The 25,930-nt window shown below is 75.3% G+C and carries 22 protein-coding genes; 13 read left to right on the top strand and 9 right to left on the bottom strand.

The features are described from left to right. The first annotated feature begins 1 nt into the window (after position 1). The 4 genes from HDA33_RS10805 to HDA33_RS12805 all read left to right on the top strand — a co-directional run bounded on the left by HDA33_RS10805 (position 2) and on the right by HDA33_RS12805 (position 4,399). On the top strand, positions 2 to 1,210 hold the full coding sequence (locus tag HDA33_RS10805; RefSeq protein WP_184173179.1) for a nitronate monooxygenase: 1,209 nt from the start codon (positions 2 to 4) through the stop codon (positions 1,208 to 1,210). 173 nt (positions 1,211 to 1,383) lie between these two features. Continuing rightward, the gene (locus HDA33_RS10800) at positions 1,384 to 2,820 is read left to right on the top strand and encodes a DUF7134 domain-containing protein (protein ID WP_184173177.1); all 1,437 of its coding nucleotides are present in this window, start codon (positions 1,384 to 1,386) and stop codon (positions 2,818 to 2,820) included. A 204-nt stretch (positions 2,821 to 3,024) separates the two neighbouring features. Then, positions 3,025 to 3,720 carry a response regulator gene (locus HDA33_RS10795; RefSeq protein ID WP_017489625.1) on the top strand — a complete coding sequence of 232 codons (696 nt, stop codon included), beginning with the start codon at positions 3,025 to 3,027 and terminating at the stop codon, positions 3,718 to 3,720. Between the two features lie 307 nt (positions 3,721 to 4,027). Then, entirely contained in the window at positions 4,028 to 4,399 is a 372-nt protein-coding gene (locus tag HDA33_RS12805) for a hypothetical protein (protein ID WP_246416946.1), read from the top strand. Positions 4,400 to 4,412: 13 nt separating this feature from the next. Here the strand turns inward: HDA33_RS12805 and HDA33_RS10785 are convergent, their stop codons facing one another. Further along, positions 4,413 to 4,970, bottom strand: a complete 558-nt coding sequence (locus HDA33_RS10785; RefSeq protein WP_184173175.1) for a TetR/AcrR family transcriptional regulator — start codon at positions 4,968 to 4,970, stop codon at positions 4,413 to 4,415. 350 nt (positions 4,971 to 5,320) lie between these two features. Here HDA33_RS10785 and HDA33_RS10780 point away from each other — a divergent pair, with 350 nt between their 5' ends. Both HDA33_RS10780 and HDA33_RS10775 read left to right on the top strand, forming a co-directional pair. Then, on the top strand, positions 5,321 to 6,196 hold the full coding sequence (locus HDA33_RS10780; protein ID WP_184173173.1) for an ABC transporter ATP-binding protein: 876 nt from the start codon (positions 5,321 to 5,323) through the stop codon (positions 6,194 to 6,196). A gap of 1 nt (position 6,197) precedes the next feature. After that, positions 6,198 to 8,777 carry an FtsX-like permease family protein gene (locus tag HDA33_RS10775; protein ID WP_184173171.1) on the top strand — a complete coding sequence of 860 codons (2,580 nt, stop codon included), beginning with the start codon at positions 6,198 to 6,200 and terminating at the stop codon, positions 8,775 to 8,777. 154 nt (positions 8,778 to 8,931) lie between these two features. Here HDA33_RS10775 and HDA33_RS10770 read toward each other — a convergent pair whose 3' ends face one another. After that, complete coding sequence (locus HDA33_RS10770) at positions 8,932 to 10,059, bottom strand: hypothetical protein (RefSeq protein ID WP_184173169.1); 1,128 nt, start codon at positions 10,057 to 10,059, stop codon at positions 8,932 to 8,934. A gap of 72 nt (positions 10,060 to 10,131) precedes the next feature. Here HDA33_RS10770 and HDA33_RS10765 point away from each other — a divergent pair, with 72 nt between their 5' ends. The 6 genes from HDA33_RS10765 (at position 10,132) to HDA33_RS10740 (ending at position 16,431) form a co-directional block, all read left to right on the top strand. After that, positions 10,132 to 10,989 (top strand): VOC family protein, encoded by an 858-nt coding sequence (locus HDA33_RS10765; RefSeq protein WP_184173167.1) that lies wholly within the window; start codon positions 10,132 to 10,134, stop codon positions 10,987 to 10,989. 163 nt (positions 10,990 to 11,152) lie between these two features. Beyond that, positions 11,153 to 12,580: a sensor histidine kinase gene (locus tag HDA33_RS10760; RefSeq protein ID WP_184173165.1), complete on the top strand. Its 1,428-nt coding sequence runs from the start codon at positions 11,153 to 11,155 to the stop codon at positions 12,578 to 12,580. After that, positions 12,577 to 13,290: a response regulator gene (locus HDA33_RS10755; protein WP_184173163.1), complete on the top strand. Its 714-nt coding sequence runs from the start codon at positions 12,577 to 12,579 to the stop codon at positions 13,288 to 13,290. The genes HDA33_RS10760 and HDA33_RS10755 overlap by 4 nt, the downstream gene beginning before the upstream one ends. A 208-nt stretch (positions 13,291 to 13,498) precedes the next feature. After that, the gene (locus tag HDA33_RS10750) at positions 13,499 to 14,383 is read left to right on the top strand and encodes an ABC transporter ATP-binding protein (RefSeq protein WP_184173161.1); all 885 of its coding nucleotides are present in this window, start codon (positions 13,499 to 13,501) and stop codon (positions 14,381 to 14,383) included. After that, positions 14,380 to 15,582, top strand: coding sequence for an ABC transporter permease (locus HDA33_RS10745; protein ID WP_184173159.1), 1,203 nt, complete (start codon positions 14,380 to 14,382; stop codon positions 15,580 to 15,582). The genes HDA33_RS10750 and HDA33_RS10745 overlap by 4 nt, the downstream gene beginning before the upstream one ends. 129 nt (positions 15,583 to 15,711) lie before the next feature. After that, complete coding sequence (locus HDA33_RS10740; protein ID WP_184173157.1) at positions 15,712 to 16,431, top strand: class I SAM-dependent methyltransferase; 720 nt, start codon at positions 15,712 to 15,714, stop codon at positions 16,429 to 16,431. Between the two features lie 102 nt (positions 16,432 to 16,533). Here the strand turns inward: HDA33_RS10740 and HDA33_RS10735 are convergent, their stop codons facing one another. The 3 genes from HDA33_RS10735 to HDA33_RS10725 form a co-directional block, all read right to left on the bottom strand. Continuing rightward, entirely contained in the window at positions 16,534 to 18,483 is a 1,950-nt protein-coding gene (locus HDA33_RS10735; protein WP_184173154.1) for an ABC transporter transmembrane domain-containing protein, read from the bottom strand. 115 nt (positions 18,484 to 18,598) lie between these two features. Further along, positions 18,599 to 19,144, bottom strand: coding sequence for an NUDIX hydrolase (locus HDA33_RS10730; RefSeq protein WP_246416944.1), 546 nt, complete (start codon positions 19,142 to 19,144; stop codon positions 18,599 to 18,601). A gap of 23 nt (positions 19,145 to 19,167) precedes the next feature. Further along, a complete protein-coding gene (locus HDA33_RS10725; protein ID WP_184173152.1) occupies positions 19,168 to 20,097 on the bottom strand; it encodes a LysE family transporter in 930 nt (309 codons plus the stop codon). A 95-nt stretch (positions 20,098 to 20,192) separates the two neighbouring features. Between HDA33_RS10725 and HDA33_RS10720 the strand changes: the two genes are divergently transcribed. Next, positions 20,193 to 21,092 carry an ArgP/LysG family DNA-binding transcriptional regulator gene (locus tag HDA33_RS10720; protein ID WP_184173150.1) on the top strand — a complete coding sequence of 300 codons (900 nt, stop codon included), beginning with the start codon at positions 20,193 to 20,195 and terminating at the stop codon, positions 21,090 to 21,092. Positions 21,093 to 21,316: 224 nt separating this feature from the next. On the opposite strand, the gene HDA33_RS10715 is transcribed toward HDA33_RS10720, so the two are convergent. The 4 genes from HDA33_RS10715 to HDA33_RS10700 form a co-directional block, all read right to left on the bottom strand. Beyond that, on the bottom strand, positions 21,317 to 22,402 hold the full coding sequence (locus HDA33_RS10715) for an Atu2307/SP_0267 family LLM class monooxygenase (protein WP_158493846.1): 1,086 nt from the start codon (positions 22,400 to 22,402) through the stop codon (positions 21,317 to 21,319). A gap of 28 nt (positions 22,403 to 22,430) precedes the next feature. After that, positions 22,431 to 24,131, bottom strand: coding sequence for a sensor histidine kinase (locus HDA33_RS10710; protein ID WP_221432996.1), 1,701 nt, complete (start codon positions 24,129 to 24,131; stop codon positions 22,431 to 22,433). Beyond that, a complete protein-coding gene (locus HDA33_RS10705; protein ID WP_026106846.1) occupies positions 24,112 to 24,840 on the bottom strand; it encodes a response regulator transcription factor in 729 nt (242 codons plus the stop codon). Before HDA33_RS10705 ends, HDA33_RS10710 begins: the two co-directional genes overlap by 20 nt. Positions 24,841 to 25,135: 295 nt before the next feature. Continuing rightward, positions 25,136 to 25,879 (bottom strand): ubiquinone/menaquinone biosynthesis methyltransferase, encoded by a 744-nt coding sequence (locus HDA33_RS10700; RefSeq protein ID WP_184173148.1) that lies wholly within the window; start codon positions 25,877 to 25,879, stop codon positions 25,136 to 25,138. Between the last annotated feature and the right edge of the window lie 51 nt (positions 25,880 to 25,930).

Below are 25,930 nucleotides of genomic sequence, written 5' to 3'. Positions count from 1 at the left end.
CATGTCTGCTGCGCACCTTCCCGACGACGTCGTCCGCGCCCGCCTCATCCCGCCGGCCCGCGTGCTGGCCGCCCCCATGGCCGGTGGCCCCAGCACGCCGGAGCTGGTGGCCGCCGTCGTGGGGGCGGGAGGCGGCGGGTTCCTCGCCGGCGGCATGCGGACCGCCGCGCAGGTGCGCGAGCAGGTGGACGCGCTGCGCGGGCTGCTGGGCGGCGGAGACGGAAGCGTGGACGGGTCCGACGCGGCCCGGCGCTGGGGCGTGAACCTGTTCGTGCCGGACGCCGTGAACACCGCGATCCCGGCCGCCGCCCGGACGGAGCGGGCCCGCGCCGAGCGTCGGGCGGCCGTGGCGGCGTATCGCGAGCGCCTCGCGGCGGAGGGCGAGCGGGCGGCCGGCGGGGCCGCGGCGGAAGGTGCGGGCGGTGCGCCGACCCTGCCCTCCCCCGACGACGTCACCCCGGACCCGGCGCGCGAGCGGGCGGAGTTCGCGGCGATGCTGGCGGCGGCCGAGGAGCAGGCGTGGCCGCTGGTCTCCTTCACGTTCGGGCTGCCCGAGCCGGCCGTGTTCGCGCGCCTGGCGGCCGCCGGGATCCCCGCGGGCATCACGGTGACGGACGCGGACGAGGCGCGGTCGGCCCGGGCGCACGGCGCCGCGTTCCTCGTGGTGCAGGGCCACCGGGCGGGCGGGCACCGCGGCACCCTGGACCCGGCCGCCGACCCCGTGGAGCGAGAGCTGCCCTCGGTGCTGGCCCAGGTGCGCGCCGTCGTCGGGACGCGGGTGCCGGTGGTGGCCGCCGGCGGGGTGGGCGCCGCCGCGCACGTGCGGTCGCTGCTCGCGGCGGGCGCGGACGCCGTGGCCGCGGGCACCGCGTTCCTGCTCACCGCCGAGGCGGGGACCTCCGCCGCGCACCGGGCCGGGATCCGCCGATGCGCGACGGGCGAGGGGTTCGTCGGGCCCGACGGCGCCGCCCGCACCGTGCTGACCCGGGCGTACACGGGCCGCTGGGCGCGGACGCTGGCCACGGAATTCCCGGCCGCCCACCCGGACGCCCCGGCCGCCTACCCCGAGCTGAACGCCCTCACCACGGGGCTGCGGGCCGACGCCGCGACCGCCGGCGACCTCGAGCGGGTGCACCTGTGGGCCGGCACGCAGGCCCACGCGGCCCGGGAGGCGGGGGCGGCCGACGTCGTCGCCGGGCTCACCCCTTGACCGAGCCCCCTCCCCGTCCCCTCCCCCACCCCCATCCCCGCTTTCGCTCGGGAAATCGTCGCTACCGGCCCGATTCCGGCCCGTCGTAGCGACGATTTCCCGAGCGAAAGCACGGGGCGGGTCATCCTGCGGGCTGACGCCCCCGCCCCGGGCCGCCGCCTAGGCTGGCCCGCGTGAACCCCCTGCACCGCATCGACCAGTGGATGCGCGCCCACCCGGTGCGCACGGACGTCCTCGTCTCGGTGCTGCTGTTCGCGGTGCTCGGGCTGACCCCGTGGGTCATGCTCGGCTCGCTCGCCGGCCCGACGCCGGGCAGCATCGTCGCCTCGATCCTGATCGCGCTCGCGCTCATCGCCCCGTGGGCGTTCCGCCGGGTCCGGCCCGTGGCCTCGGCCGCCGCCGTCGCCGCCGCAGCCGTGGCCCACCTGGTGGCGGGCCCGGAGTTCAGCCTGGCGCTCGTGCTCGTGCCCATGACCGTCTACAACCTCGCCGCCAACGCGCCGCGCTGGGCGTCCTTCACGGGGCTCGTGGCGGCGTTGCTGGGCGGGGTGGCCAACGGCATCCGGGTCGGGCTGTTCCCGGACCCCGTGATGCGGCCGGACGGCGTCTACGAGCCGGTGGACCCCAGCCTCGAGGCGCTGCTGGTGATGGTGTTCGGCTGCGCGGCCGTGGTGCTCACGGCCTGGGCGTTCGGCGACGTCGTCCGCCACCGCCGCCTCACCGTGCGCGCGCTCGAGGACCGGAACCGGCGCCTGGAGACCATGGCGCTGCAGGAGCGCCGGCTCGCCGCCTCGGACGAGCGCAACCACATCGCCCGCGAGATGCACGACATCGTGGCCCACTCGCTGCAGGTGATCATCTCCCAGGCCGACGGAGCCCGGTACGCCGCCGCCGCCAAGCCCGAGCTGGCCGTGGCCACGCTGGACACGATCGGCCTCACCGGCCGGGCCGCCCTGGCCGACATGCGCCAGCTCCTCGGGGTGCTCCGCGAGACCGGCGAGACCGTGGCCGGGGTGCCCGGCGTCGCCCCCGACGACGGCGCCCCCGGCCCGGCGGCGGGCGCGGCCGACGAGGGCGCGGCCGACGAGGGGGCGGCGGGCGCGGGGACGGCCGGTGCAGGGACGAGCCCCGGCGCGGGCCGGACCCGGCTGCCCGCCGACGTCGCCTCCCGCGACGGGCGCGGCGCCCGTCAGCCTCCCGGCCACCGCCCCCAGCCGACCCTCGCGGACGTGCCCGCGCTGATCGAGACGATGCGCCTGTCCGGGCTCGAGGTCTCCCTGCTGGAGACCGGCGCCCCGCGGCGCCCGCTGCCGCCGGGCGGGGAGCTGGCGGCGTACCGGATCGTGCAGGAGGCGCTCACCAACACGCTGCGCCACGGCGGCCCGCAGGCCAGCGCGTTCCTCACCCTCGCCTGGACGGGGCGCGGTCTGGACGTCCAGGCCGACGACGACGGGCGCGGCGCCGACGCCGACCCCGACACCCGCGGGTCGGGTCAGGGGCTGCGCGGGGTGGCCGAGCGCGTGGCCCTGTTCGGCGGGACCGTGGAGACCGGGCCGCGCGCCGGAGCCGGGTACCGCGTGTCCGCGCACCTGCCGTACTCGGCGGTGTGAGGGGCAGGGCCGGTGGTGCAGCCGGCGGTGCGGCGCGGCCGGGCGCAGTACTGCCAGGTAGATCCGGCGCCACCTGGCAGTAGTGCGCCCGGCCCCGCTCGGCCAACCCCGCTCGGCCCCTCGACGACGGCGCCCCCACTTTGGGCCGGCCGCCCCTCGACGACGGCGCCCCGTCCGGCCCGCCCGGATGAGATGATCCGGGGCATGAGCACCGACGCCGAGAACGCCCCCGTCCGCGTGGCCCTGGTGGACGACCAGGCCCTGATCCGCTCCGGTCTGGCCATGCTCGTGGACTCCCAGCCGGACCTCACCGTGGTGGCCGAGGCCGGCAGCGGCCGCGAGGCCGTGGCGTCGGTGTCCGTGGCGGGCGCCGACGTCGTGCTCATGGACGTGCGCATGCCGGAGATGGACGGCATCGAGGCCACCCGGACGCTGCTGCAGCGCCCGGACGCCCCGCGCGTCGTGGTGCTGACCACCTTCGACCTGGACGAGTACGCGTTCGACGCGATCGAGGCCGGGGCCAGCGGGTTCCTGCTCAAGGACGCGCCACCGGAGGAGCTGCTCGCCGCGATCCGCACGGTGCACCGCGGCGACGCCGTGATCGCCCCGTCCACGACGCGGCGGCTCATGGCCCACATGGCCCCCCGGCTGCGCTCGGACCACGCCCGCACCGCCGAATGCGAGCACGAGCAGGCCGCCGTGGAGTCCCTCACCCCCCGCGAGCGCGAGGTGCTCGTGCTCATGGCGCAGGGCTCGGCGAACCTGGAGATCGCCGGCGAGCTCGTGCTCTCGGAGGCCACCGTGAAGACCCACGTGGGCCGCGTGCTCGCCAAGCTCGGCGCCCGCGACCGCGTCCAGGCCGTGCTGATCGCCCACCGCGCAGGCCTCGTGCAGTTCTGAGCGGGCGCGGGGAGCCGAGGCGTGCGGCCCTGAGTCGCAGGTGGGTGAGGCGCCGGACGCCGAGGCGCCGGGCCGGCGTCGCCCTGACGCGCCCGTCCTGACGAGCCCCACCTGGCCGAAGGTGCCGCCCAGGGAGCGCACAGGTCATACCAGGGGATGAGACGGGGCCGCCCAGGTTCATCCTCACGGCCCTGCCGGGGAGCGGGGCGCCTCCGGAATCCTGGACGCAGGCCCCGCAACGGGCCCGCCGCCGGGGCACCGCGCCGACGGCGGCCTCCGGCCCGACGCGCACCCGAGGAGACGCACCATGACCGGCACCACCCTGGACCGTCCCACCCCGACCTCCGTGAGCACGCCCGTCGAGCCGCGCACCGGCGCCCACGCCGTGGCCCGCACCCTCGCGGACACCGCCGCGGACGCCGCCCCCGCCGCCCGCACCCCGTCCCGCCCCTGCCCCCACGCGGCCGCGGCCGCCGAGCAGGCCCGGCGCGACGGCGAGTGCGTCGCGTTCTTCGTCGCCCTGGTGACGGCCGCCGTCGTGATCCTGGGCCTGTCCCTGTTCACCCAGGTCGAGGGCCTGCCCCGGCTGCTCGTCACCGCGGCCTCCGGCCTGCTCGCCGGCGCCGTGACGTGGAGCGTGACCCAGCCCGTGCTCGAGGACGAGGTCCTGCACGGCTGAGGCGCCGTCCCCGTCAGGGGCGCAGGCCGCGCAGGTAGACGCCCAGGAGCCAGTCGCGCTGGTCCGCGTGGCGCGCCAGCAGCTCACCGGCGGGCGGCCGCGTGACCGCCAGGAGCCCGGCGAGGTAGCGGGTGCTCGTGACGCCCGAGGCCACCAGCCCGGCGCGCCGCGCCTCGGTCACGGCCCGGTCCGTGAGCGAGATGATCACCTGCTCCGCCTCCACGATGAGGGCCTCCTGCGGCCGGTCGGCGGCCTCGAGGTCGTCCCGGGCGGTCACGAGCGAGGTGAGGTTCACGGCCGCGAGCTCCTCGGCCAGCCGCCGCCAGCGCCGGTCGGCCGACTCGCCGCCGTCGAGGAAGGCGTGCAGGATGCCGCTGACCCGGGCCACGACGTCCTCGAGGACCGCGTCCAGCAGGTCCCGCCGCGTGGGGAAGTGCCGGTAGAGCGTCCCGACGCCGACCCCCGCCTCCTGCGCCACCCCGCGCAGGGACATGGCCGCGCCCTGCTCCTCGAGCAGACGCCCGGCGGCGGCCAGCAGGTCCTGGCGGTTGGCGCGGGCGTCGGCTCTCATGCCCCCCATCATCCCATTCCGGCCCGCACCGTCGCGGTGCCGCCGCTCTCGCGTCCCCGCCCGTCGATTCCCCGCCCTGGCCCCGCGTTTGGGGTGACTTGTCGGGGGTGAAGAGCCCCGGGACCCCCGACAAGTCACCCCAAACGCGAAAGAAGAGAGGGGAAGGGGGTCGGGCGCGAGAAGAAGGGAAGGAAGCGGGGGAAGGGGACGCGGGAGGGGGCGCGCGGGAGGAGGGCGCGCGGGAGGAGGGCGGAGCGGCCCGGGTCATCCCTCAGGATGACCCGGCCCGCCCCAGAGTCCATCCCCTCCTCCGACCCGCCCCGCCCAGGTCAGCGGGCAGAGTGAAGGCCATGAGCACCACAGCCGACTCGCACTCCGCCCACTCCACGCACCCCGGCGCCGGCGCGTCCGGGCCGGGCATGCCGTCGTCGTCCACCACCACGACGACGGCGCCCGCCGCCTCCGCCCGCGCCCTCACCAAGACCTACGGGCGCGGCGACGCCGAGGTCCACGCCCTGCGCGGGGTGGACGTCGACTTCGCCGCCGGCGCGTTCACCGCGATCATGGGCCCCTCGGGCTCGGGCAAGTCCACCCTGATGCACTGCCTCGCCGGTCTGGACACCCCCACCTCGGGCTCCGTGGTCCTCGGCGGCACCGAGATCACCGGGCTCGGGGACACCGCCCTGACCCGCCTGCGCCGCGACCGCGTGGGCTTCGTGTTCCAGGCCTTCAACCTCGTGCCCACGCTCACGGCGGAGCAGAACATCGTGCTGCCGCTCGAGCTGGCCGGCCGCAAGCCGGACCGCGCGTGGCTGGACGAGATCACGGCCACCCTCGGCCTCACGGACCGCCTCAAGCACCGCCCCCACGAGCTCTCGGGCGGCCAGCAGCAGCGCGTGGCCGTGGCCCGCGCCCTGCTCACCCGCCCGGACGTGGTGTTCGGGGACGAGCCCACCGGCAACCTCGACTCGGCCACCTCCGCCGAGGTGCTCGGCCTGCTGCGCCGCTCGGCCCGCGAGATGGGCCAGACGGTCATCATGGTCACCCACGACCCCGTGGCCGCCTCCGCCGCGGACCGCGTGGTCCTGCTCGCGGACGGCCGTCTCGCCGGCGAGCTGCTGGACCCCACGGTGGAGTCCGTGACGAACGCCCTCGCGGCGCTCTCCGCGCCCGGCGCGGCGGACGCGGCCGGCACGTTCGACGCCCCGGCGGACGGGGGGCGCTGACATGTGGACCGTCGCCCTGTCCCAGCTGCGCGCGCAGCCGCGCCGATACGTGTCGCTGGTGCTGGCCATCCTGATCGGCACCATGTTCCTCGCGGCCTCCTTCCTGGTGTCCGCGTCCGCGCAGGCCACCCTGCGCACCACGCTCGGCAACACGTACTCCGCCGCGGACCTCGTGGTGCTCCCGGAGCCAGGCGTCCACGCCGACGAGGACCCCACCGCGGCCTTCCCCGGCCTGGCCGGCACCCCGGCCGAGCCGGGCGCGCTGGGCCGCGTGGACGGCGTCGAGGAGGCCTACGCCACCCAGTTCACGTGGGCCGGCGGAAGCGCGGGCGGCACCGAGTTCACCGCGACCCTCCTGCCCGTCCCCGGGGACGCGTCCCTGCTGCCCGTGACCCTCACCGAGGGCGCGTTCCCCGCCGCGGACGACGCGCGGGGCGTCACCCTGGACACCGGCACGGCCGAGCGCACGGGCGTGGCGGTGGGCGACGAGATCGCCCTGACCGGCGCCCCCGGCGCCGGGGCCGGGGGCGAGACCGCGACCGTGGTGGGCCTGACCACCCGCTCGCCGGACCCCACCCTCTCCTCCGGCGCCCAGATCTGGGCCGCCGCCCCGGTGATCGCCGCGGTGAACCCCCCGCAGGACGGCGAGGCCGGCGGATCCGGGGCCTACTCGCCCCACGTGCTGCTGCGCCTGGCCGACGGGGCCGACCGCGACGCCGTCGCCGACGCCGCCGCCGCGGTGCTGGCCCAGGAGGGCGTGGCCGCGAACGTGACCACCCCGGACGAGGCCGTGCGCGACACGCTGGCCGACGCCGGCGGCGGCACGGACGTGTTCGGCTGGGTGCTGGGCGGCTTCGCGGCCCTGGCGCTGCTCGTCACCGCGCTCGTCATCGGCAACACCTTCCAGGTGCTCGTGGCCCAGCGCACCCGCGACCTCGCACTGCAGCGCACCCTCGGCTCCACCGCGGGCCAGGTGCGCGGGTCCGTGCTGACCGAGGCGGTCGTGGTGGGCCTCGTCGGCTCGGTGCTGGGCGTGGCCCTGGCCGTCGTCGGAATGCTGGCCGGCGTGGCGTTCGTGCGCTCCGCGTTCGACTTCCCCACCCTCACCTTCGGGATGGACCCCGCCGGGCTGGCGATCACCGTGGTGGTCGGCGTGCTGGTGACCCTGGTCGCCGCGCTCTCGCCTGCCGTGGCCGCCACCCGCGTGTCCCCGCTGCAGGCGCTGCGCCCGCGCGAGGAGGTCACCGTGGCCTCGCGCGTCGGCGTGGTCCGCACCGTGGTCGGCGCCGTGCTGGCCGTGGGCGGCACCGCCCTCATGCTGTGGGGCGCGTTCCGGCCGGAGCCGCTGACCGCCGTCGGCGGCGGGGCGCTGAGCTTCATCGGCGTCCTCCTGCTGGCCACCCTGTTCGTGCCGGCCGCCGTGCGCGGCGCCGCCGTGCTGGCCCGCCCGGCCGGCGTCCCCGGCCGCCTGGCCGGCCTCAACGCCACCCGGCACCGCTCCCGCACCGCGGCCACCGCCGCGGCGCTGCTCGTGGGCACCACCCTCGTGGCGCTGTTCCTCACCGGCGGGCGCACCGCCCAGGAGCAGACGGCCCTCGCCCTGGACACCGCCTACCCCGTGGACCTCGTCCTCTCCCTGCCCGCGGACGGGGACGCGGCGCGGGCCGCGGAGGCCGTGGCCGCCCGGGACGACGTCGCCGCTGTGGCCCTCGCGCTGCCCGTCGGCGCCACCGAGAACGGCAGCCCCGTGCTGGCCACCCCCGGCGCGGACCTGCGGAAGGTGGTGGCCGAGCTGCCCGACGGCGAGGACGGCCTCGGCGACCCCGGCACCGCATTCGTGCCCGGCTGGGTGGACGAGGACACCGTGACGGCCACTGTGGCCGGCACCGAGCAGACGTTCTCCGCCGTGCGCGCCGGCGACCTCAGCTCCGGCGTGTACGTGGAGGCGGACAGCCTGCGCGCCGCCGGCTGGGACGGGTCCCCCGTGGCCACCGAGGGCGTCGAGGTCCCCGGCCAGCTGCTCGTGGCCCTCGCCGGCGACGTTCCCGTGGACCGGCTGCAGGCCCTGTCCGAGGACATCACGGCGGCGGCCGGGGAGGGGGCCTCGATCATCGACGGCGGCGCCCCCACCCGGGCGGTGTACGCGCAGGTCATCGACGTGATGCTGTGGATCGTGGTGGGCCTGCTCGCCGTGTCCGTGCTGATCGCGCTGATCGGCGTGGCCAACACGCTGAGCCTGTCCGTGATCGAGCGGACCCGCGAGAACGCGCTGCTGCGGGCCCTGGGCCTGCCCCGGGGCGGGCTGCGCGGGATGATCGCGATCGAGTCCGTGCTGATCGCCGCGGTGGCGGCCCTGCTGGGCTGCGTGCTGGGCGTGTTCTACGGCTGGGCCGGATCGCAGCTGATCCTCGGCGAGCTCGTGGAGACCGTGGGCCGGGGCGGCACCGTGCTGCCCACCATCCCGTGGCTCGAGCTGGCGCTCGTGGTGGGCGTGGCGGCCGTGGCCGGCCTGGCGGCGTCGCTGCTGCCCGCGCGTCGTGCCGCGAGGCTGAGCCCGGTGGCGGGCCTGGCCACCGTGTGACCCGCTGAGGGTCGCGCTCGGGGGGGCGTTTGGGGGGGTTCGGGGGGCGTTTGGGGTGAGTTGTCGGAGGTCCGGGGCGCCTGGACCTCCGACAACTCGCCCCAAACTGTTGGTGGGTGGGGGCATGACGACGCGCGGGGGCCGGGTCCGGGGCTCAGCGCGAGGCGCCGCGGGTGAAGATCGCGGCGCGGACGGCGTCGTCGTCCTCGAGGCCGGCGCCGAGCGCGGAGCCGATCGTCGCCAGCCCGCCCACGAACCACGCGAGCTTCATGTACTGCACGAACTCGCCGGGCTCCTCGGTGACCACGTGGAAGACGTCCGGGTCCACGAGCAGCAGCGCCCCGGCGAGCGCGGCGAGCATGAGCATCACGTGCAGCACCACCACGCCGATCAGCACCGTCAGGACCGTCGCCAGGTTGAACAGCGTCACCTGCTCCCGCTCGGCCCGCCGGCGCGGCCGCTCCCACAGGTGCGCGCCCACGATCAGGGACAGCGTCACCGCGAGCACCGAGACCGCGCCGAGCACGGCCATCTGCACGCCGTTGTACTCGGCGGAGAGCATCCACAGGTCCGTGGTGATCAGGGTCAGCGCGCCCGTGGCGAGCGCGGTGGACATGGAGCGCGTGAGCGAGACAGCCAGCGTCCACGGCTTGTTCGCGCGCACCGTGCCCAGCAGCATGCGGGCGTTGCGCCCCGCCACGCGCAGCGCGTAGGCGGCGGGGGCCTCGCGGTCCCGGTGCTCGACGTCGTCCGCGAGCTGGCGGGCCCAGCCGGCCGCGGCGCGTCGGTCGGCGGCGGAGGGGGCGTCGTCGTCGGGATCGATGCCGAGCACCTCCCCCACCACCCGCGCGACGGCGTCCACGGGCGCCTCCTCGAGGTGCGCGAGGGAGAGCACGCCGGCCGCGTGCACGGGCGAGACCTGCTCGGTGAGGGTGTGCCGGCCCTGCTGCAGGGGCTCGCCCGTCACCCCGACGGCGATGTCCCAGTCCTCGTCCAGCATGCGGTCGCGGGTGATCTCGAGCAGGTCGAGGGCGTCGTCGTCCTCGTCGCCGAGCTCCTCCTGCCGGGCGGTGACGTCCCAGGTCAGGCCGGGGTAGGCGGCGTCGAGCTGCGCGGCGAGGGCCGCGGTGTCCAGGACGGCGGGGTCGACCGGCCGGGCCAGGAGAACGCCGAGCCGGACGCGGACCGGGGCGCCGTCGTCGGGCAGGGCGTCCGCGGGGCGGGCGCCGGACGCGCTGCGGGCGGACGCGGGATCGGGCGTGGCGGAGGAGGGGGTGGGCACGCCTCCCAGGATCCCACGCGCGACACGCCCCGACCGGTGACGGCGCCCACTCCCGGGCCTACGCTGAGCCGCATGAGCGAGCACATCGCCACCCCCGCCCGGGCCGGTTCCCCCGCCTGGATCGACTACTCCGCCACCGACTTCGCCGCCCAGCAGGCCTTCTACGAGGCCCTGTTCGGGTGGACCTTCACGGACTCCGGCGAGGAGTCTGGCCACTACCGCATGATCACCAAGGACGGCGCGTCCGTGGGCGGCGCCATGGACGCCGACCAGATGACCGCCATGACCGGCGAGGCCCCCGCCCCCGCCGCGTGGACCGTGTACCTGCGCACCGAGGACATGGCCGCCACCCTCGCCGCGGTCCGCGAGCACGGCGGCACGGTGCTCGTCGACGCCATGCCCGTGGGCGACCTCGGGACCATGGCGATGGTCGCCGGGCCCGGCGGCGAGGCGGTCGGCTTCTGGCAGGGCGACACGTTCGCGGGCCACGACCTCCCCCTGACCCCCGGCACGTCCGTGTGGTTCGAGCTGCTGTCCACGCGCTTCGACGAGGCCGTGGAGTTCTACCGGGCCGTGGCCGGCTGGCAGCCCACGCTCATGGGCGACGACGGCGCCCCGGAGGACGGGCACGCCGCCGCGGACGCCGAGGACGCGGCCCAGGACGGCCCCCGCTACGCGACCGACCACCCGGGCGAGGGCGCGACCGCGGGGCTGTGCGACGCCACCCAGTGGCTGCCCGCGAACGCCGTGGGCTACTGGCGGATGTACATCGCCGTGGAGGACACCGACCGCGCGCTCGAGGTGATCCGCGAGCACGGCGGGAAGGTGCTGGACGGCCCGCAGGACTCGCCGTTCGGCCGGGTCACCACCGTGCAGGACCCCGCAGGCGCGACGTTCCAGATCAACGAGGCGCTGCCCGGGCAGGAGTGAGCGGGCGCGCCTCCGGGAGATTCGGGTGACTTTTCGGGGGTGCAGGGGCCTTTGACCCCCGACACGTCACCCGAATCTCGCGCCCCGCCTTCTCGTTCCCGCCATCCCGTCTCCTCCTCGCGGGGGAGGCGCCCCGTCCGACCCCCTCGCTAGGGTGAGGCGCATGTCCGCCCCCGCACCCGCGTCCCCCGCGCCTGTCGCGACGGCCGGCACCCCCGCGCCCGCCCCTCACGCCCGCGCCCTGGGCCCCGGCTGGCGACGCGCGGACGCGATCACGGCCGCCGTCCTCGCCGTGGCCGGCGTCGAGCTGGCCTACCTCTCGGACTTCATCAGCGAGATGCCGTGGAGGCACGGCGTCGGCTGGGTGGCCCTCGGCGCGGCCGTCCTCGCGCTCCCGCTGGCCTGGCGCCGCCGCTTCCCCGTGACCGTCATGCTGACCATCTCGGTGCTGTACATCGCGCTCGCCTCGTGGGTGGGGATCGAGCTGTACGCCTCCCAGGTGGTGCTCTTCCTCGGGTTCTATTCGGTGGGCGCGTGGTGCCCGGACCGGCGCCGGGCGCTGTGGTCCCGGACCGCCGTCGCCGCGGCCATGGCCGTGTGGCTCGGCTGGGTCACCGTGGACGGGTTCACGGACCCCGAGGTCGGCGAGCGCGGCGTCAACGCGTACGCGGCGGTCGCGGCCATCCAGTTCCTGGTGAACCTCGCCTACTTCTCCGGCGCGTGGATCTTCGGCGACCGCGCCTGGCGCGAGGCGATCCGGCGGCAGCGGCTCGAGGCCGCGCACGCGGAGATCCGCGCCCAGCAGGCCCGCATCGCGGCCCAGGAGGTGAGCCTCGAGCGGCTGCGGATCGCCCGGGAGCTGCACGACGTCGTCGCCCACCACGTGACCGCCATGGGCGTGCAGGCCGGCGCGGCCCGCCTCACCCTGGACCGCGACCCGGAGGCCGCGGCCGGGCACCTGCGCGGCATCGAGTCCTCGGCGCGCGAGGCCGTGGCCGAGCTGAAGACCATGGTGCACACCCTCCGCGACGCCGACGCCGCCCCCGACTCCCTGCCGCGGCTGGCCGACCTCGAGGACCTCGTGGCCCAGGCCGTGCGCCTCGGCACCGACGCCCGCCTCACCCGCGTCGGGCCCGAGCCGCGGCTGGGCGCGCCCGCCGAGCTCGCCCTGTACCGCGTGGCGCAGGAGAGCCTGACCAACGCGCGCCGGCACGCGGGTCCGCGCGCCGCCGTCGAGGTGCGGCTACGGACCGAGCCGGAGCGCGTCGAGCTGGAGGTCAGCGACGACGGCCGGGCCCGTCCCGACGCCGAGGCCGGCTCCGAGCGGTCTCCCGGGGGCGCCGGCGGCGCCGTCCCGGCCGGGACCGGGCTGGGGCTGGTCGGCATGGCGGAGCGGATGGCCTCGGTGGGCGGCACCGTGCGGTGCGGCCCGAAGCCCGGCGGCGGCTGGCTCGTGCGCGCGAGCGTGCCCACGCTGCCGGAGCCGGGCGAGGACGCCGCGTGGGATGCGCCGGATGAGCCTGCACCCGCGCCGGACGAGACCGTGCAGCCCGAGACCATGCCGGACCCGACCACGGAGGCGACCCGATGACCACCCGCGTGCTCCTGGTGGACGACCAGCCGCTGATCCGGTTCGGCTTCGCCGCCATCCTGCAGAGCCAGGACGACATCGAGGTGGTCGGCGAGGCCGGCGACGGCGCCGAATGCCTCGAGCGCGCCGCCGCCCTAGACCCGGACGTGATCTGCATGGACGTGCAGATGCCGCACATGGACGGCATCGAGGCCACGCGCGCCCTGGCCGAGGCCGGCACACGGGCCGCCGTCCTCATCCTCACCACCTTCGACCGGGACGACTTCCTCTTCGAGACCCTCGAGGCCGGCGCCTCGGGCTTCCTGCTCAAGTCCGCGGAGGCCGAGCACCTCATCGACGCCGTCCGCGTCCTCGGCCGCGGCGACGCCCTCCTCGACCCCCAGGTCACCCGGCGCGTGCTGCGGCGGATGGCCCCGGCCGCGCCGGAGGGCGCGGACGGCCCGGCCGACGGCGGGCAGACCCGGGACGACGGCGCCGCGCCCGGGGAGGCGGAGGCGAGCGACGCCGTCGGGAAGGCGGGGCTGACCGGCCGCGAGGCGGAGATCCTCACGCTGATGGCGCGCGGGCTCTCCAACGGGGAGATCGCGGGGCAGCTGTTCGTGGGCGAGTCGACCGTGAAGACCCACGTGTCCAACGTGCTGATGAAGCTCGGCGCCCGGGACCGGGTGCACGCGGTGATCTGGGCGTTCGAGCACGGCGTGGCCGGCTGAGCCCGGGCGCCTCCTCCAACCCCACCCCCACCCCCAGCCCCCAGCCCCCAGGAGATTGGGGTGACTTGTCGGGGGTGAAAGCGCCCCGGACCCCCGACAAGTCGCCCCAAACGCCAGGTCTCGGCACCCCCTCCTCCCCCGGGCGGAGCCGTGGATCTCCCCCGCACGGTGGAGGCGCCCCGCCCGGGCCGATTCCTAGGCTGAGGCCATGATCACAGTGAACGAGGTGAGCAAGTCCTTCGGGTCCACCCCCGTGCTGCAGGACCTGACCTTCAGCATCCGTCCGGGCCTGATGACCGGCTTCGTGGGCGGCAACGGGGCCGGCAAGACCACCACCATGCGCATCCTGCTCGGGGTCCTGGACGCCGACTCCGGCCGCATCGAGGTGGACGGCGCCCCCATCACCCGCGACTACCGCGCGGGCATCGGCTACATGCCGGAGGAGCGCGGCCTCTACCCGAAGATGAGCGTGCTGGACCAGCTCGTCTACCTCGGCCGGCTGCACCACATGCGCGGGGCCGACGCGAAGGCCCGCGCCCTGGAGCTGCTCGAGCGGCTGAACCTCGGGGACCGCGCCGGCAGCCGCCTCGAGGAGCTCTCCCTCGGCAACCAGCAGCGCGCGCAGATCGCCGCCGCCCTCGTCCACGACCCCGTGGCCCTCGTCCTCGACGAGCCATTCTCCGGCCTCGACCCGAACGCCGTGGAGACCACCCTCCAGGTGCTCCGCGAGACCGCGGACACCGGCGTCCCCGTGCTGTTCTCCTCGCACCAGCTGGACCTCGTCGAGCGCCTCTGCGACGAGCTCGTCATCCTCGCCGGCGGCCGCGTCCGCGCCTCCGGCACCCGGGACGAGCTGCTCGCCGCCCACGCCGAACCGGAGTGGGAGCTGCACGCCGACGCCGACACCGGCTGGGTGCGCGGCCTGCCCGGGATCGAGGTCCTCCACTTCGACGGCGGACGCGCCCGCTTCCGCGCCGACACCCCCCAGGCCGCCCAGCGCGTCCTCGCCGACGCCGCCGCCCGCGGGCCGGTGCACCGCTTCGGTCCCGTCACCCGCTCCCTGCACGAGATCTTCACGGAGGTCACCCGATGAGCACCGCATCCACGCACCCCACCACTGCCGACAGCCGGCCCGGGGGCGCCGCCGTCGCCCCGGGCACCGCCGGGCCGGGCCGACCGGAGCCGCGCCGCACTGAGCCGCGCCGCACCCCGTTCTGGACCGCCGTCGGCACGGTGGCCGCCCGCGAGATGAAGGTGAAGGGCACCTCCAAGCCGTTCATCATCACCACGCTGCTCCTGGTCGCCGCCGCCCTGGCCGCGACCCTGCTCGTGCCCCGCCTGGGTGACCTGTTCGCCGGGGACGGCACGTCGGTGGGCGTCGTCGAGCAGACCGCGCCCGCCGTCGCCGCCCTCGGCGAGGACTACGACGCGCGGACCCTCGGCTCGGCCGAGGAGGCGCGGGCCGCCGTCGAGCGCGGGGACGTGGAGGCCGCCGTGCTGCCCAGCGCCGACGCCCCGGGCGGGCTCGAGGTGCTCGCCATGACGGACGTGCCCACGTCTCTCGTGCAGGCGCTGTCGGTGAGCCCCGCCGTCGAGCTGCTGGACCCGAGCGCGCCGAACCCGATGCTGCGGTACTTCATCGCCTTCGGCTTCGGGCTGGTGTTCTTCATGGCCGCGCTCACGTTCGGCCAGCAGATCGCCGTGTCCGTGATCGAGGAAAAGCAGTCGCGGATCGTGGAGATCCTGCTCGCCGCGGTGCCCGCCCGCGCCATGATGGCCGGCAAGGTGCTCGGCAACGCGGCGATGGCGATCCTGCAGGTCGCGCTGATCGCCGGCGCGCTGCTGCTGGGGCTGCAGATCAACGGCGACGTGCTGCCCCTGGACGGGCTCGGCGTGCCGATCCTGTGGTTCGTGCTGTTGTTCAGCATCGGTTTCGTGATGATCGCGGCGCTGTACGCGGCGGCGGCGTCCATGGTCTCCCGGCAGGAGGACATCGGCTCCACGTCCATGCCGGTGATGCTGATGATCATGCTCCCGTACTTCGGGGTGATCTTCTTCAACGACAACCCCGACGCCCTGCGGCTCATGAGCTTCATCCCGTTCTCCGCGCCGGTGGCCGTGCCGCTGCGCATCTACCTCCAGCAGGGGCAGATGTGGGAGCACGTCCTGGCCTTGGGCATCCTCGTGGTCTCGACCGCCCTGGCCATCTGGCTGGCCGCCGCCATCTATGAGCGCTCCATCCTGCGCACCGGCAAGGCGCTGACCTGGCGCCAGGCGCTGCAGCGCGGCTGAGCCGAGCTGAGCTGACCCCACGGCCCGTGGCGTTTCGGGTGACTTGTCGGGGGTGGAAGGCGCTTCCACCCCCGACAAGTCGCCCGAATCTCCGCGTGGGGACGGCGCCCGGATGGCAGACTCCCGGGGATGACCGCCACGCCCGAGCTCCCCGACTTCGTCCCCGCCTCCAACCAGGGCGGGGACCCGGCCGTGTACGAGGTCGAGAACGCCGCCCTCGACCGCGAGGGCACCCTCTGGGCCGCCCTCCAGGAGGCCGCGCCGTGGGTGGGTCGCACCCTGCTCGACCTCGGCGCGGGCACGGGGTTCTGGCTGCCCCGCTACGCGGACGCGGCGGAGGTGATCGCCGTCGAGCCGGACACCCGTCTCCTCGACGCCGCCCGGGCCCGTCCCGGCGACGCGCGCGTCCGACGTGGGTCGGCGGAGCGGATCCCGCTGGCGGAGGCGAGCGTCGACGTCGTGCACGCCCGGTTCGCCTACTTCTTCCCGCACCCGCGGTGGGACGTCCGCCCGGGGCTCGAGGAGGTCGCCCGGGTGCTGCGCCCGGACGGGGCGCTCGTGGTGATCGACAACGACACCGAGCGCGGCGAGTTCGCCGAGCTGCTGGTCCGCAGCGACGCCGCTGCGGACCAGGGGCAGGACACGTACGCCCGCCGGTGGTGGGCCGACGTGGGCGCGGAGACCCGCGAGGTCATGAGCTCGTGGACGTTCGACACGCGAGCCGACCTCGAGGCCGTCCTGCGGCTCGAGTTGCCCGCGGACCTGGCCGAGGAGTGGCTGGCGGCCCACCCCGAGGCGACGTCGCTGACCTACGGGTACCTGCTGCACGTGTGGCGGCCCCGGGGCTGAGCCGCACCCGCCCCGCGCAGATTCGGGTGACTTCTCGGGGGTGTGCGGCCCTTTCACCTCCGACAAGTCACCCGAATCTCCTCGAAGCGGAGAGGGCAGGGGTCACCCGCTGAGGCCGTACTCCTTGAGCATCTTCCGGGCCTCCTTGGTGCCGGCCTTCTGCAGTCGCAGCAGCTGCGCGTAGATGCCGCCGGACTCGGCGAGCTCGGCCGGCGTGCCGACCTCCTGCACCCGCCCGCCGCGCAGCGTGACGATCCGGTCCACGGACGCGATGGTACTCAGCCGGTGCGCCACGATCAGGCTCGACCGCCCCACCATGAGGTCCTCGAGGGCCGCCTGCACGAGCCGTTCGGACTTCGTGTCCAGGGCGGAGGTCGCCTCGTCCAGCACGAGGATCGGCGCGTCCTTCAGCACGGCCCGCGCCACGGCGATCCGCTGCTTCTGGCCGCCGGAGAGCCGCAGCCCGCGCTCGCCGATCACCTGTTCGTAGCCGTCGTCGAACGCCTCCACGAACCGGTGCGCGTACGCGGCCTCGGCGGCGGCCCGCACCCGCTCGTCCGAGGCCGCCGGGTCCGCGTAGGCGATGTTCTCGCGCACCGTCCCGGAGAACAGGCTCGGCTCCTGGAACACGGCGGCGATCCGCTCACGCAGCTCGGCCAGGTCCAGCTCGGCCACGTCCTGCCCGAACACCTCGATCCGCCCGCCCGTGACCGGGTACAGCCCCATGAGCAGGTGCGCGATGGTCGACTTGCCACCGCCCGACTCGCCCACCAGCGCCACCCGCTGCCCCTGCGGGATCTCGAAGCTCACTCGGTCCAGCACGGGCCGGGACGCGTCCGGGTCGTACGCGAAGCTCACCTCGTCGAAGCGCACGGCCGGCACGACGTCGGCACGCGGCTGGGCGGGCACGCCCCCGGTCCCGTCCCCCGGCACGACGTCGGCACGCGGCTGAGCGGGCCGGCTCGGCGCCGCGCCGCCCCGGCGGACGTCCGTGCCGCCGTCGTCGTCTGCCCTGGGCTGCCCGGCCGCCACGGCCGCCGCGCCCCGGCCCTGCGGCCCGGCGCCGCCGGCGCGCTCGCGCTCCTCGGCGAGCACCTCGAAGTAGTCCTTGGACCCGGCGACGGCGCGCTGCGCGGAGTCCACGAGGAAGCTCATGGAGAAGATCGGCTGCCGCGCCATGTTCATCAGCTGCAGGAGGATCACCATGTCCCCCACGGAGAACAGGCCCTGCGCCGTGCGCACGAACACGATCAGGTACATGGCCCCGAACACCACGTTCAGGGCGAGCCGGCGCCACGCGTCCATGCCGTGCCAGAACCGGGACTGCTTCCGGGTGATGCCGACGGTCCGCGTGAACCGCTCCCGGAAGCCGGCCAGCTCGTGGTCCTGCCGGTTGTACGCGCGCACCACGGACATCTGGGAGACCACCTCGGCGAACCGCCCGGAGGCCATGTCCACCTCGATGTTCTTCTCCCCCTCCCAGACCTGCCACTTGGCGGAGGTCTTGGCCGTGAGCCACATGTACACGGGGAACACGATCGCGAGCAGGATCGCGAGCGGCCACCAGTAGAAGGCGGTGATGACGAGCACCGCCGTCGTGGTGATGAGCATGGTGAACGCGTTGTTCGCGAAGAACTGCAGGAACTGCGTGAGCTCGTTGATCGTGCGGTTGAGGCGGTTGGTGACGCGCCCGGTGATGGCGGTGTCGAAGTACCGCTGCGGCAGGTGCAGCAGCTGGTCGAAGTACCGGGTGGAGAGGATGGTGCGCATGCGCGCGGCCATGACGTCGCCCCAGTAGCCGCCCACGCTCACCACGAGGGTGGTGGTCACCTCGACGGCGAGGAACGCCACCGCCAGCCACGTCACCGCGACGACGGCGTCCTCCACCGTCGTCTCCCCCGCGATCGCGGCGACGATGCGGTCCGTGGCCGCGCCGATCAGGAACGGGGTGGCCAGGGTGAGCACGGCGGCCAGCACGGAGCTGACGGCGATGCCCAGATAGAGGCGGTTGAGCTGGGGGGCGAAGCGCAGGATGCGCACCAGGGATGTCACCGGTCCAGGCTAGTGGCCGCGGCGGACACCTCGAGCTGTCCTGCACAGGGCCGGAAAGCGGGCCGTTCCGGGCGCCATGACGGCCGAATGCAGGACAGCTCGGTGGGGTGGGGCCTCAGAACGGCGGGTTCTTCGCGACGGCGGCCAGCACCGCCACCAGCAGCGGGGCCACCTGGTGGCCGGCGGGCGCGGCCGGAGCGGCGGGGTCCATCCAGTGCAGCTCGACGATCTCGTCGGTGGGCGCAGGCGTCTCGTGCCGGGCGACGGGCCGCCACAGCGCGAACACCTCGGAGTGGAGGGCGGCGCCGGGCTCGTTGGCGGCGTCGGTGTCCCACGCGCCCAGGCGGGTGAGCTCGTCGGGGCGCAGGCGCAGCCCGGTCTCCTCGGCCACCTCGCGGACGGCGGTGTCCAGCGGGTCCTCGCCTGGCAGGTGCTTGCCGCCGGGGAACATGAACATGGTGGTGCCGGCCTTGCGGACGGTGAGCACGCGACGGTCCGGGCGGGCCAGCACGACGGCGGACACGCGGATGGTCTCGGCCGCCGCAGCGGCGCCGGTCTCACCGGGGACGGCGGCCTGGCCGGGCGCGGCGGCACCCATCCCACGGGACTCGGCGGAGACGGAGGACGAGGAGGGGACGGAGCCGGACGGGGAAGGACTCATGGCTCCATCCTCTCCCGTCCGGCTCAGAGGAGCGTGAGTCCAACCTTGGCGGCGATCACCAGCATGAGCACGCCCACGGCGGCGTCCACGATCCGCCAGGTGCGCGGCGTGTTCATGTACGGCGCGAGCCGGGTGCCGCCCCAGCCGAGCACGGTGAACCACACGAGCGAGGCCGCCACGGCGCCGCCCACGTACACCCACTTCCCGGGGCCGTAGGTCTGGGCGAAGGTGCCCATCATCACCACGGTGTCCAGGATCGCGTGGGGGTTGAAGAAGGAGACGGACAGGGCGAGCAGCACGATCCGCGGCAGCGGCGTCTGCGGGGCGCTCAGCACCACGCGGCGCGGCTGCACCCGCTGCTTCACGGCCACGCCGCCGGACCTGCCGTCAGCACCCCGCTCCCCCGGACGAGTCCCGCACAGTCGGGGGTTACCCACGGGTATACCCCCGACTGTGCGGGACTCGTCTCCGAGGGGGTCATGGCCATGCCCCGTCCCGACGCCGGCCCCCACCGGCACTGCGCGGCCCTCGGCGGTGCGCCCGGTGAAGTCGGCGGAGAGGCGGCCGGTGGCCGGGTCGATCAGGGGCAGCTCGCCGGTGAGCGCGGCGATCTCGCCGTCGGTGAGGCCGACCGCGGGGCCCTCGGCCTCGGCGGCCGCGGCGAGCGTGCGCTGCCCGCGCACGGCCGAGCGCAGCGCGCCCGCGGCGAACCACGCGAGGTAGACCACGCCGGCCACGGTGAGGGCGGTGACGAGCCACGGCCACCGTTCGGCCACCATGCCGATCCCCGCGGCGCCGAGGGCGAGCAGGGCCACGTCGCCCACGAAGCACACGATCAGGACCGTCCACACGCGGTCGCGGCGGACGATCTGGCGCAGCAGGAACAGCGTCTGGGCGCCGATCGCGACGATGAGGGCGAGGTAGGTCAGGAAGCCGGTGGCGAAGATGGTCACCGGGAGAGGATAGGAACCGTTGGCAGGTCCGCACCATCGCGATGTCCTTCAGGATCTGAAGGGATCCTTCATCATCCCGGACTACCCTGGACGGCGTGAACTCGGACCACCTGCGCGCCCTCGTCTCCGCCGTGGACCACGGCACCTTCGACGCCGCGGCGGACGCCCTGCGGATCTCCGGCTCGGCCTTCTCCCAGCGCGTCAAGGCCCTCGAGCGGCAGGTGGGCCAGGTGCTCCTGGCCCGCACCGTGCCCGTGCGCCCGACCCCCGCCGGGGAGCGCATGCTCCGCCTGGCCCGGCAGACCCTCGCCCTCGAGGAGGAGGCCCTCGCCTCGCTCGGCCGGGGCGACGGCGGCCGCGTCCCGGTGCGCGTGGCGATCAACGCCGACTCCCTGGACACGTGGTGGGACCCGGTGCTGCGCGAGGCGGCGACGTGGGACGACGTCGTCCTGCAGCTGCGCACCGAGGACCAGGAGCACACCGCGGCCCTGCTGCGGGACGGCACCGTGGTCGCCGCCGTCACGGACGACCCGACGCCCGTGTCCGGCTGCACCTCCACCCCGCTGGGCACGATGCGCTACCACGCGGTGTGCGCGTCCTTCCTGCTGGAGATGCACCGGGACGAGCGCGGCCGGCTCGACCTCGCCGCCCTGCCCCGGGTGGACTACGGCCTCCGCGACGGCCTGCAGCGCACGGTGCTGCGCCGCGCCGCCCGGGGCCGCGCCGCCTTCGACCCGCCGCACCACCTCGTGCCCTCGGTGCAGTCCTACCTGCGCGCCGTCGAGCTGGGGCTGGGCTGGGGCATGCTGCCCTCGGCCCAGCTCCCGCCCGGCGTCCTCGAGGGCCGGCACCCGGACCTCGAGCCGGTGCCCTCGCTCGGGACCGTGGACCTGACCCTGCACTGGCAGCGCTGGTCCGCGGGGACGGCCGCGCTGGACCGGCTCACGGACGCGGTGCTGCGCGCCGCGCCGTCGGTGGCCGACGCCGCCGACTGAGCCCCGGACGGCCCCCGGACCCCCGGACACGGCGCGGCCCCCGCCTCGAGGGTGGGGGCCGCGGGGTCGCGCCGTCAGCGACGGCGGCGCGGGGGCATCCGTGCGGTGCACGTCGTGGTCACGGTGCGCGCCGGCGGTGTGGGTGGTGTGCGTGTCGCGGCGCACGGGCTCGGTGTGCACCTGCTGCTTGCGGCGACGCCGTCGGCCGCGCCGTCGTCGGGGCCTCAGCCCTCGGAGAGCATGTCCCGCACCAGCGGGATCACGCGGGAGCCGTAGAGCTCGATGCTGCGCATCATGGGCCCGTGCGGCAGCGTGGCGTTGCTGTACTTCAGGCCGAAGCGGCTGGCGCCGATCGCCCGCACGGTGTCCGCCACGCGCCGCGCCACGGTCTCCGGGGAGCCGATGTGCTGGGCGCCGTGCACGGCCTCCTGGCGGAACTGCTCCGGGGTGGGCAGGGGGCCGCCGCGCTCGCGCGCGAGCTTGGTGAACGCTGCCTCCCAGTGCGGGTAGTAGAGCTCCATGGCCTCCTCGTCCGTGTCCGCCACGAAGCCGTGCACGTGGACGGCCACGCGGCGGGGCTCGAGCCCGCGCTCGGCGACCTCGCGGCGGAACAGGTCGGCGTAGGGGGCGAAGCGGCGCGGGGCGCCGCCGATGATGGCGAGCTCGAGCCCGGCGCCGTGCGAGGCGGCGCGGACCACGGACTGCGGGGAGCCGCCCACGGCCACCCAGGCGGGCAGGCCGTGCTCGTGGGCCGTCGTCGGGAACACGGACTGGCGCTCCAGCGGCGCGCGGACGGTGCCGGTCCAGGAGACGGGCTCCTCGGTGCGCAGCTTCATGAACAGGTCGAGCTTCTCCTCGTAGAGGCGCTCGTAGTCCTTGAGGTCGTGGCCGAACAGGGGGAAGGACTCGATGAACGAGCCGCGGCCCAGCGAGACCTCGGCGCGGCCGCCCGTGACGCCGTCGAGGGTGGCGAAGGCCTGGTAGACGCGCACCGGGTCGTCCGAGGAGAGCACGGTGACGGCGGAGATGAGCTTGATCCGCTCGGTCCGGGCGCCGATCGCGGCGAGGACCATCTCCGGGTTGGACACGGCGTAGTCCGGCCGGTGGTGCTCACCGATGCCGATCACGTCCACGCCCGCCTGGTCCGCGAGGACGCCCTCGGCGACGACGTCGCGCAGCACCTCGGGGTGGCTCAGGCGGCGGCCCTCGGCGTCCAGGGTGACGTCGCCGAAGGTGTGGAGGCCGAACTCCACGTGGCCCTCGGGGATGGAGGAGAGCAGCTCGGTGCTGGGCTGGGCATCTTTGTTCATGTTTGAAACAACGACGCGCGGCGGGGCGCTATTCCCGGGGGGCGCCGGTCCCCTCGGGGGCCTCGGGCCCGCCGCGCCCCGCGGCCTCGGCCTGGGCCCGCGCGGTCCAGCGGGCGCACGGCAACACGACGTCGAAGCGCGTCCACCCGGCCTCGGACACCACCGAGGCCTCGCCACCGTGGCTGCGGGCGATCGAGCGGACGATCGCCAGGCCCAGGCCCGTGGACGGCTCCCGCCCCGGGCCGCCCGCGCTCGCCCCACGCTCGAACCGCTCGAAGAGCCGCTCACGCTGCTCGGCGGGGATGCCGCCGCCGTCGTCGTGGACGCTGACCACCACCTGGTGCGGGAGCGGGCGGCCGATCCGCAGGGAGGCGGTGACCGTGGTGCCCGCGGGCGTGTGCTTGGCCCCGTTGGAGAGCAGGTTGCCCACCAGCCGGGCGAGCTGAGCCGGGTCGCCGGTGACGCACCCCTGGCCCTCCTCGCCGAGTGTCTCCGGCAGGTCCAGCACCCACTGGTGGTCCGGCCAGGCCGCGCGCGCGTCCACCACGGCCTCGAGCAGCACCTCGGGCAGGTCCACCGGGTCCGCGGCCGGGACCTCCCCGGAGGGCGCCAGGCCCACGGCGCGGCCGCGGGAGACCGACTCGAGGCGCTCGAGGAGGAGCATGTCGTCCACGAGCGCGGACATCCGGCCGGCCTGGTGCAGCACCCGGTCCAGGGAGCGCCGCCCCGTCTCCGAGAGGTCCTCCGTCATGGCGATCATCTCGGCGTAGCCGCGCACCGAGGCCAGCGGGGTCCGCAGCTCGTGGGAGGCGTCCGCGATGAACGACCGCAGCTGCTGCTCCTGGCGACGCCGCTCCTCCAGCGCGTCCTCCACGGCGCCCGTGAACCGGTCCATCGCCTCGGCCACCATGACCACCTCGTCCGGGCCCTGCAGGAGCCGCTTCGGCATGCGCGTCTGCCGGCGGTCGATGCCGGTGTGGGCGAGGTCCATCCCCGCCACCCGCTCGGCCATGGCCGCCACCTCGCCCAGGGGGGCGAGCCCGCGGCGCAGCCACAGGAAGACGGCCAGCGCGGTGACGACGACGGTGAGGGACAGCCCGAGGACCACCATCAGCAGGCCGCGGCGGGAGATCTCCGTCAGCGCGCCCGTGGGCACGCCCACCACGAGGAGCTGGTCCGCCCCCACCCAGGGCCCCGGCGACGTCATGGGCAGGGCCTTGAACCGGTAGCCCTCGCCGGACACCTCCGCGTCCACGGGCGCCCCGATCGGCTCGCCCCGGATCGCGTGGATGATCTCGTGGGACTGCCGCGCGTCCAGGGGCACGGATTCGCCGGCCCTGCCGACCCGGTGGCCACGGAGCGTGCCGGCCTGGTGATCCTCCAGGTCCGCCGGCGAGACGAGGGCCACCACCGTCCCCTCGCGCTGGCCGAGCGTGCCCGGCACGTGGGGCTCGCCGGCGGTGGCGCCGGCGTCGAAGGCGGTGCCCGCCTCCAGGGAGGCGAGCTGCTCCGCAGCACGGCTCCAGGCCGCCGTCGTGTTCCGCGAGGCGGACTCGGCGGTGAGCGCCCGGGTGGTGTGGCCGGCAAACAGCGCGAAGGCGGTGAGCGTGATCAGGAGGATCACCACGACGCCGGCGCCGGTGCGCCGGGCCAGGGAGGACTGCCGGCGGGGCCGGGGGCCGCCCCGGCCGGAGGAGGCGTCCGCCGGGTCAGGCGGGGCGGATGACATACCCGGCGCCGCGGATGGTGTGGATCATGGGATCCCGGTCCGCGTCGATCTTCTTGCGCAGGTAGGAGATGTAGAGCTCCACGATGTTGGCCCGTCCGCCGAAGTCGTAGCCCCAGACCTCCTGCAGGATGCGCTCCTTGGACAGCACCGTGCGGACGTTGGCCATGAGGAACTTCAGGAGGTTGTACTGGGTGGCGGTGAGGTCGATGACCTGGCCGCCGCGAGTGACCTCGTGGGTGCGGGTGTTCATCACCAGGTCGCCGACCACGAGCACCTCGGAGCCGCCGCTGACCACGCCGGAGCGCTGGACGAGGCGGTGGGCGCGGATCAGCACCTCCTCCATGGAGAAGGGCTTGGTGACGTAGTCGTCGCCGCCGGAGGCGAGGCCGGCCACGCGGTCCTCGGTGGCGTCCTTCGCGGTGAGGAACATCGCCGGCACCTCCGGCCAGTGGGCGCGCAGGCGCTCCAGGACCTCGAGGCCGTCCATGTCCGGGAGCATGACGTCCAGGATCGCGAGGTCGGGGCGGCGGGCGGTGCCCTGCTCGACGGCGGAGGCGCCGTCGTGCGCCACCACCACGTCCCAGCCGCACAGGGACAGGCCCATGGACAGCAGGTCCGCGATCATCGGCTCGTCGTCCACCACGAGCACGCGCACCGGCGAGCCGTCCGGATGGGACAGCTCGGGCAGGACCTTCTTCAGCTCCGCCATGGACGACGGGCTGGTGGTGCTCTGGATGCGGCTCACGGGATTCCTCACGTTCGGGAAACGGTCGATGCTCACTCGGACGGCACACGGCGGGGGGATGGGCGCCTCGTGCCGGGCCGGCGGCGCCGCTGCGGGGGGATGACGGGCGGGCGCCGGCCGAGACCGGGGGCGCTCGCGCGACCCCCGCCGATGCAGGTCAATCCTACGCGGGGCACAGGTGTGGTCCCAGGCTGTCTGCGATGAGCGTCAGGGGCGGTCTGTGGGGCGTCCGGGCGGGCTGCGGGGCGTCCGGGCAGGCTCAGGCGACCGGCTTCATGGCCCAGTGCGTGGCCAGCGTGCCGAACATGTGGGTCTCGTGGCCGATGTTCACGAAGCCGGCGTCGGCGAGCATGTCCGCGATCTCCTCGGGGGCGTGGAACGCCTTGGTGGAGGAGGAGAGGTACTCATAGGCCTCGGGCTTGTCGGTGATGACGCGGGCGAGCCGCGGCATGACCTGGTGCATGTAGAAGGTGGAGAAGGGCCGGATGAAGTTCGCCGGCGGCGGGGAGGTCTCCAGGGCGGCCATCCAGCCGCCGGGGCGCAGCACGCGGAACTGCTCCGCGAGCGCGGCGGGGATGTCCGCCACGTTGCGCAGCAGGTAGCCGTGGGTGACCGAGTCGAAGGACGCGTCCTCGAACGGCAGGTCCTGGGCGTCGGCCACGACCCACTCGACGCGGTCCCCGCCCTCGCGCTTCCGGCCGACCTCCATCATCTCGGCGGAGATGTCGGCGCCGACGACGGTGGCGTCCGGGTGCTGCCTCAGGACCTCGAAGGCGAGGTCGCCGGTGCCGGTGGCCAGGTCCAGGACGCGGCCGTGCGCGGGGACGTTGGCGCGGGCCACGGCGTGCCGCACGAGGCGCGGCTCCTGGCCCCAGGTCATCACCGTGTTCATGAGGTCGTAGCGCTCGGCGACGGCGTCGAACATCGTGGACACGCGGGCGTGGTGGTCCGCGCCGCGGGCGGCGCCGTCACGGCGCGGGGAGGGGGTGGGGGTCTCGCTCACGGGGACCACGGTATCCCGCCGCGCGGGGCGGCACGACGACGGCGGGCGGCG

This window comes from Micrococcus endophyticus, assembly GCF_014205115.1.
Taxonomy (GTDB): Bacteria; Actinomycetota; Actinomycetes; order Actinomycetales; family Micrococcaceae; genus Micrococcus; species Micrococcus endophyticus.
This window is presented reverse-complemented; position numbering and strand designations above follow the sequence as displayed.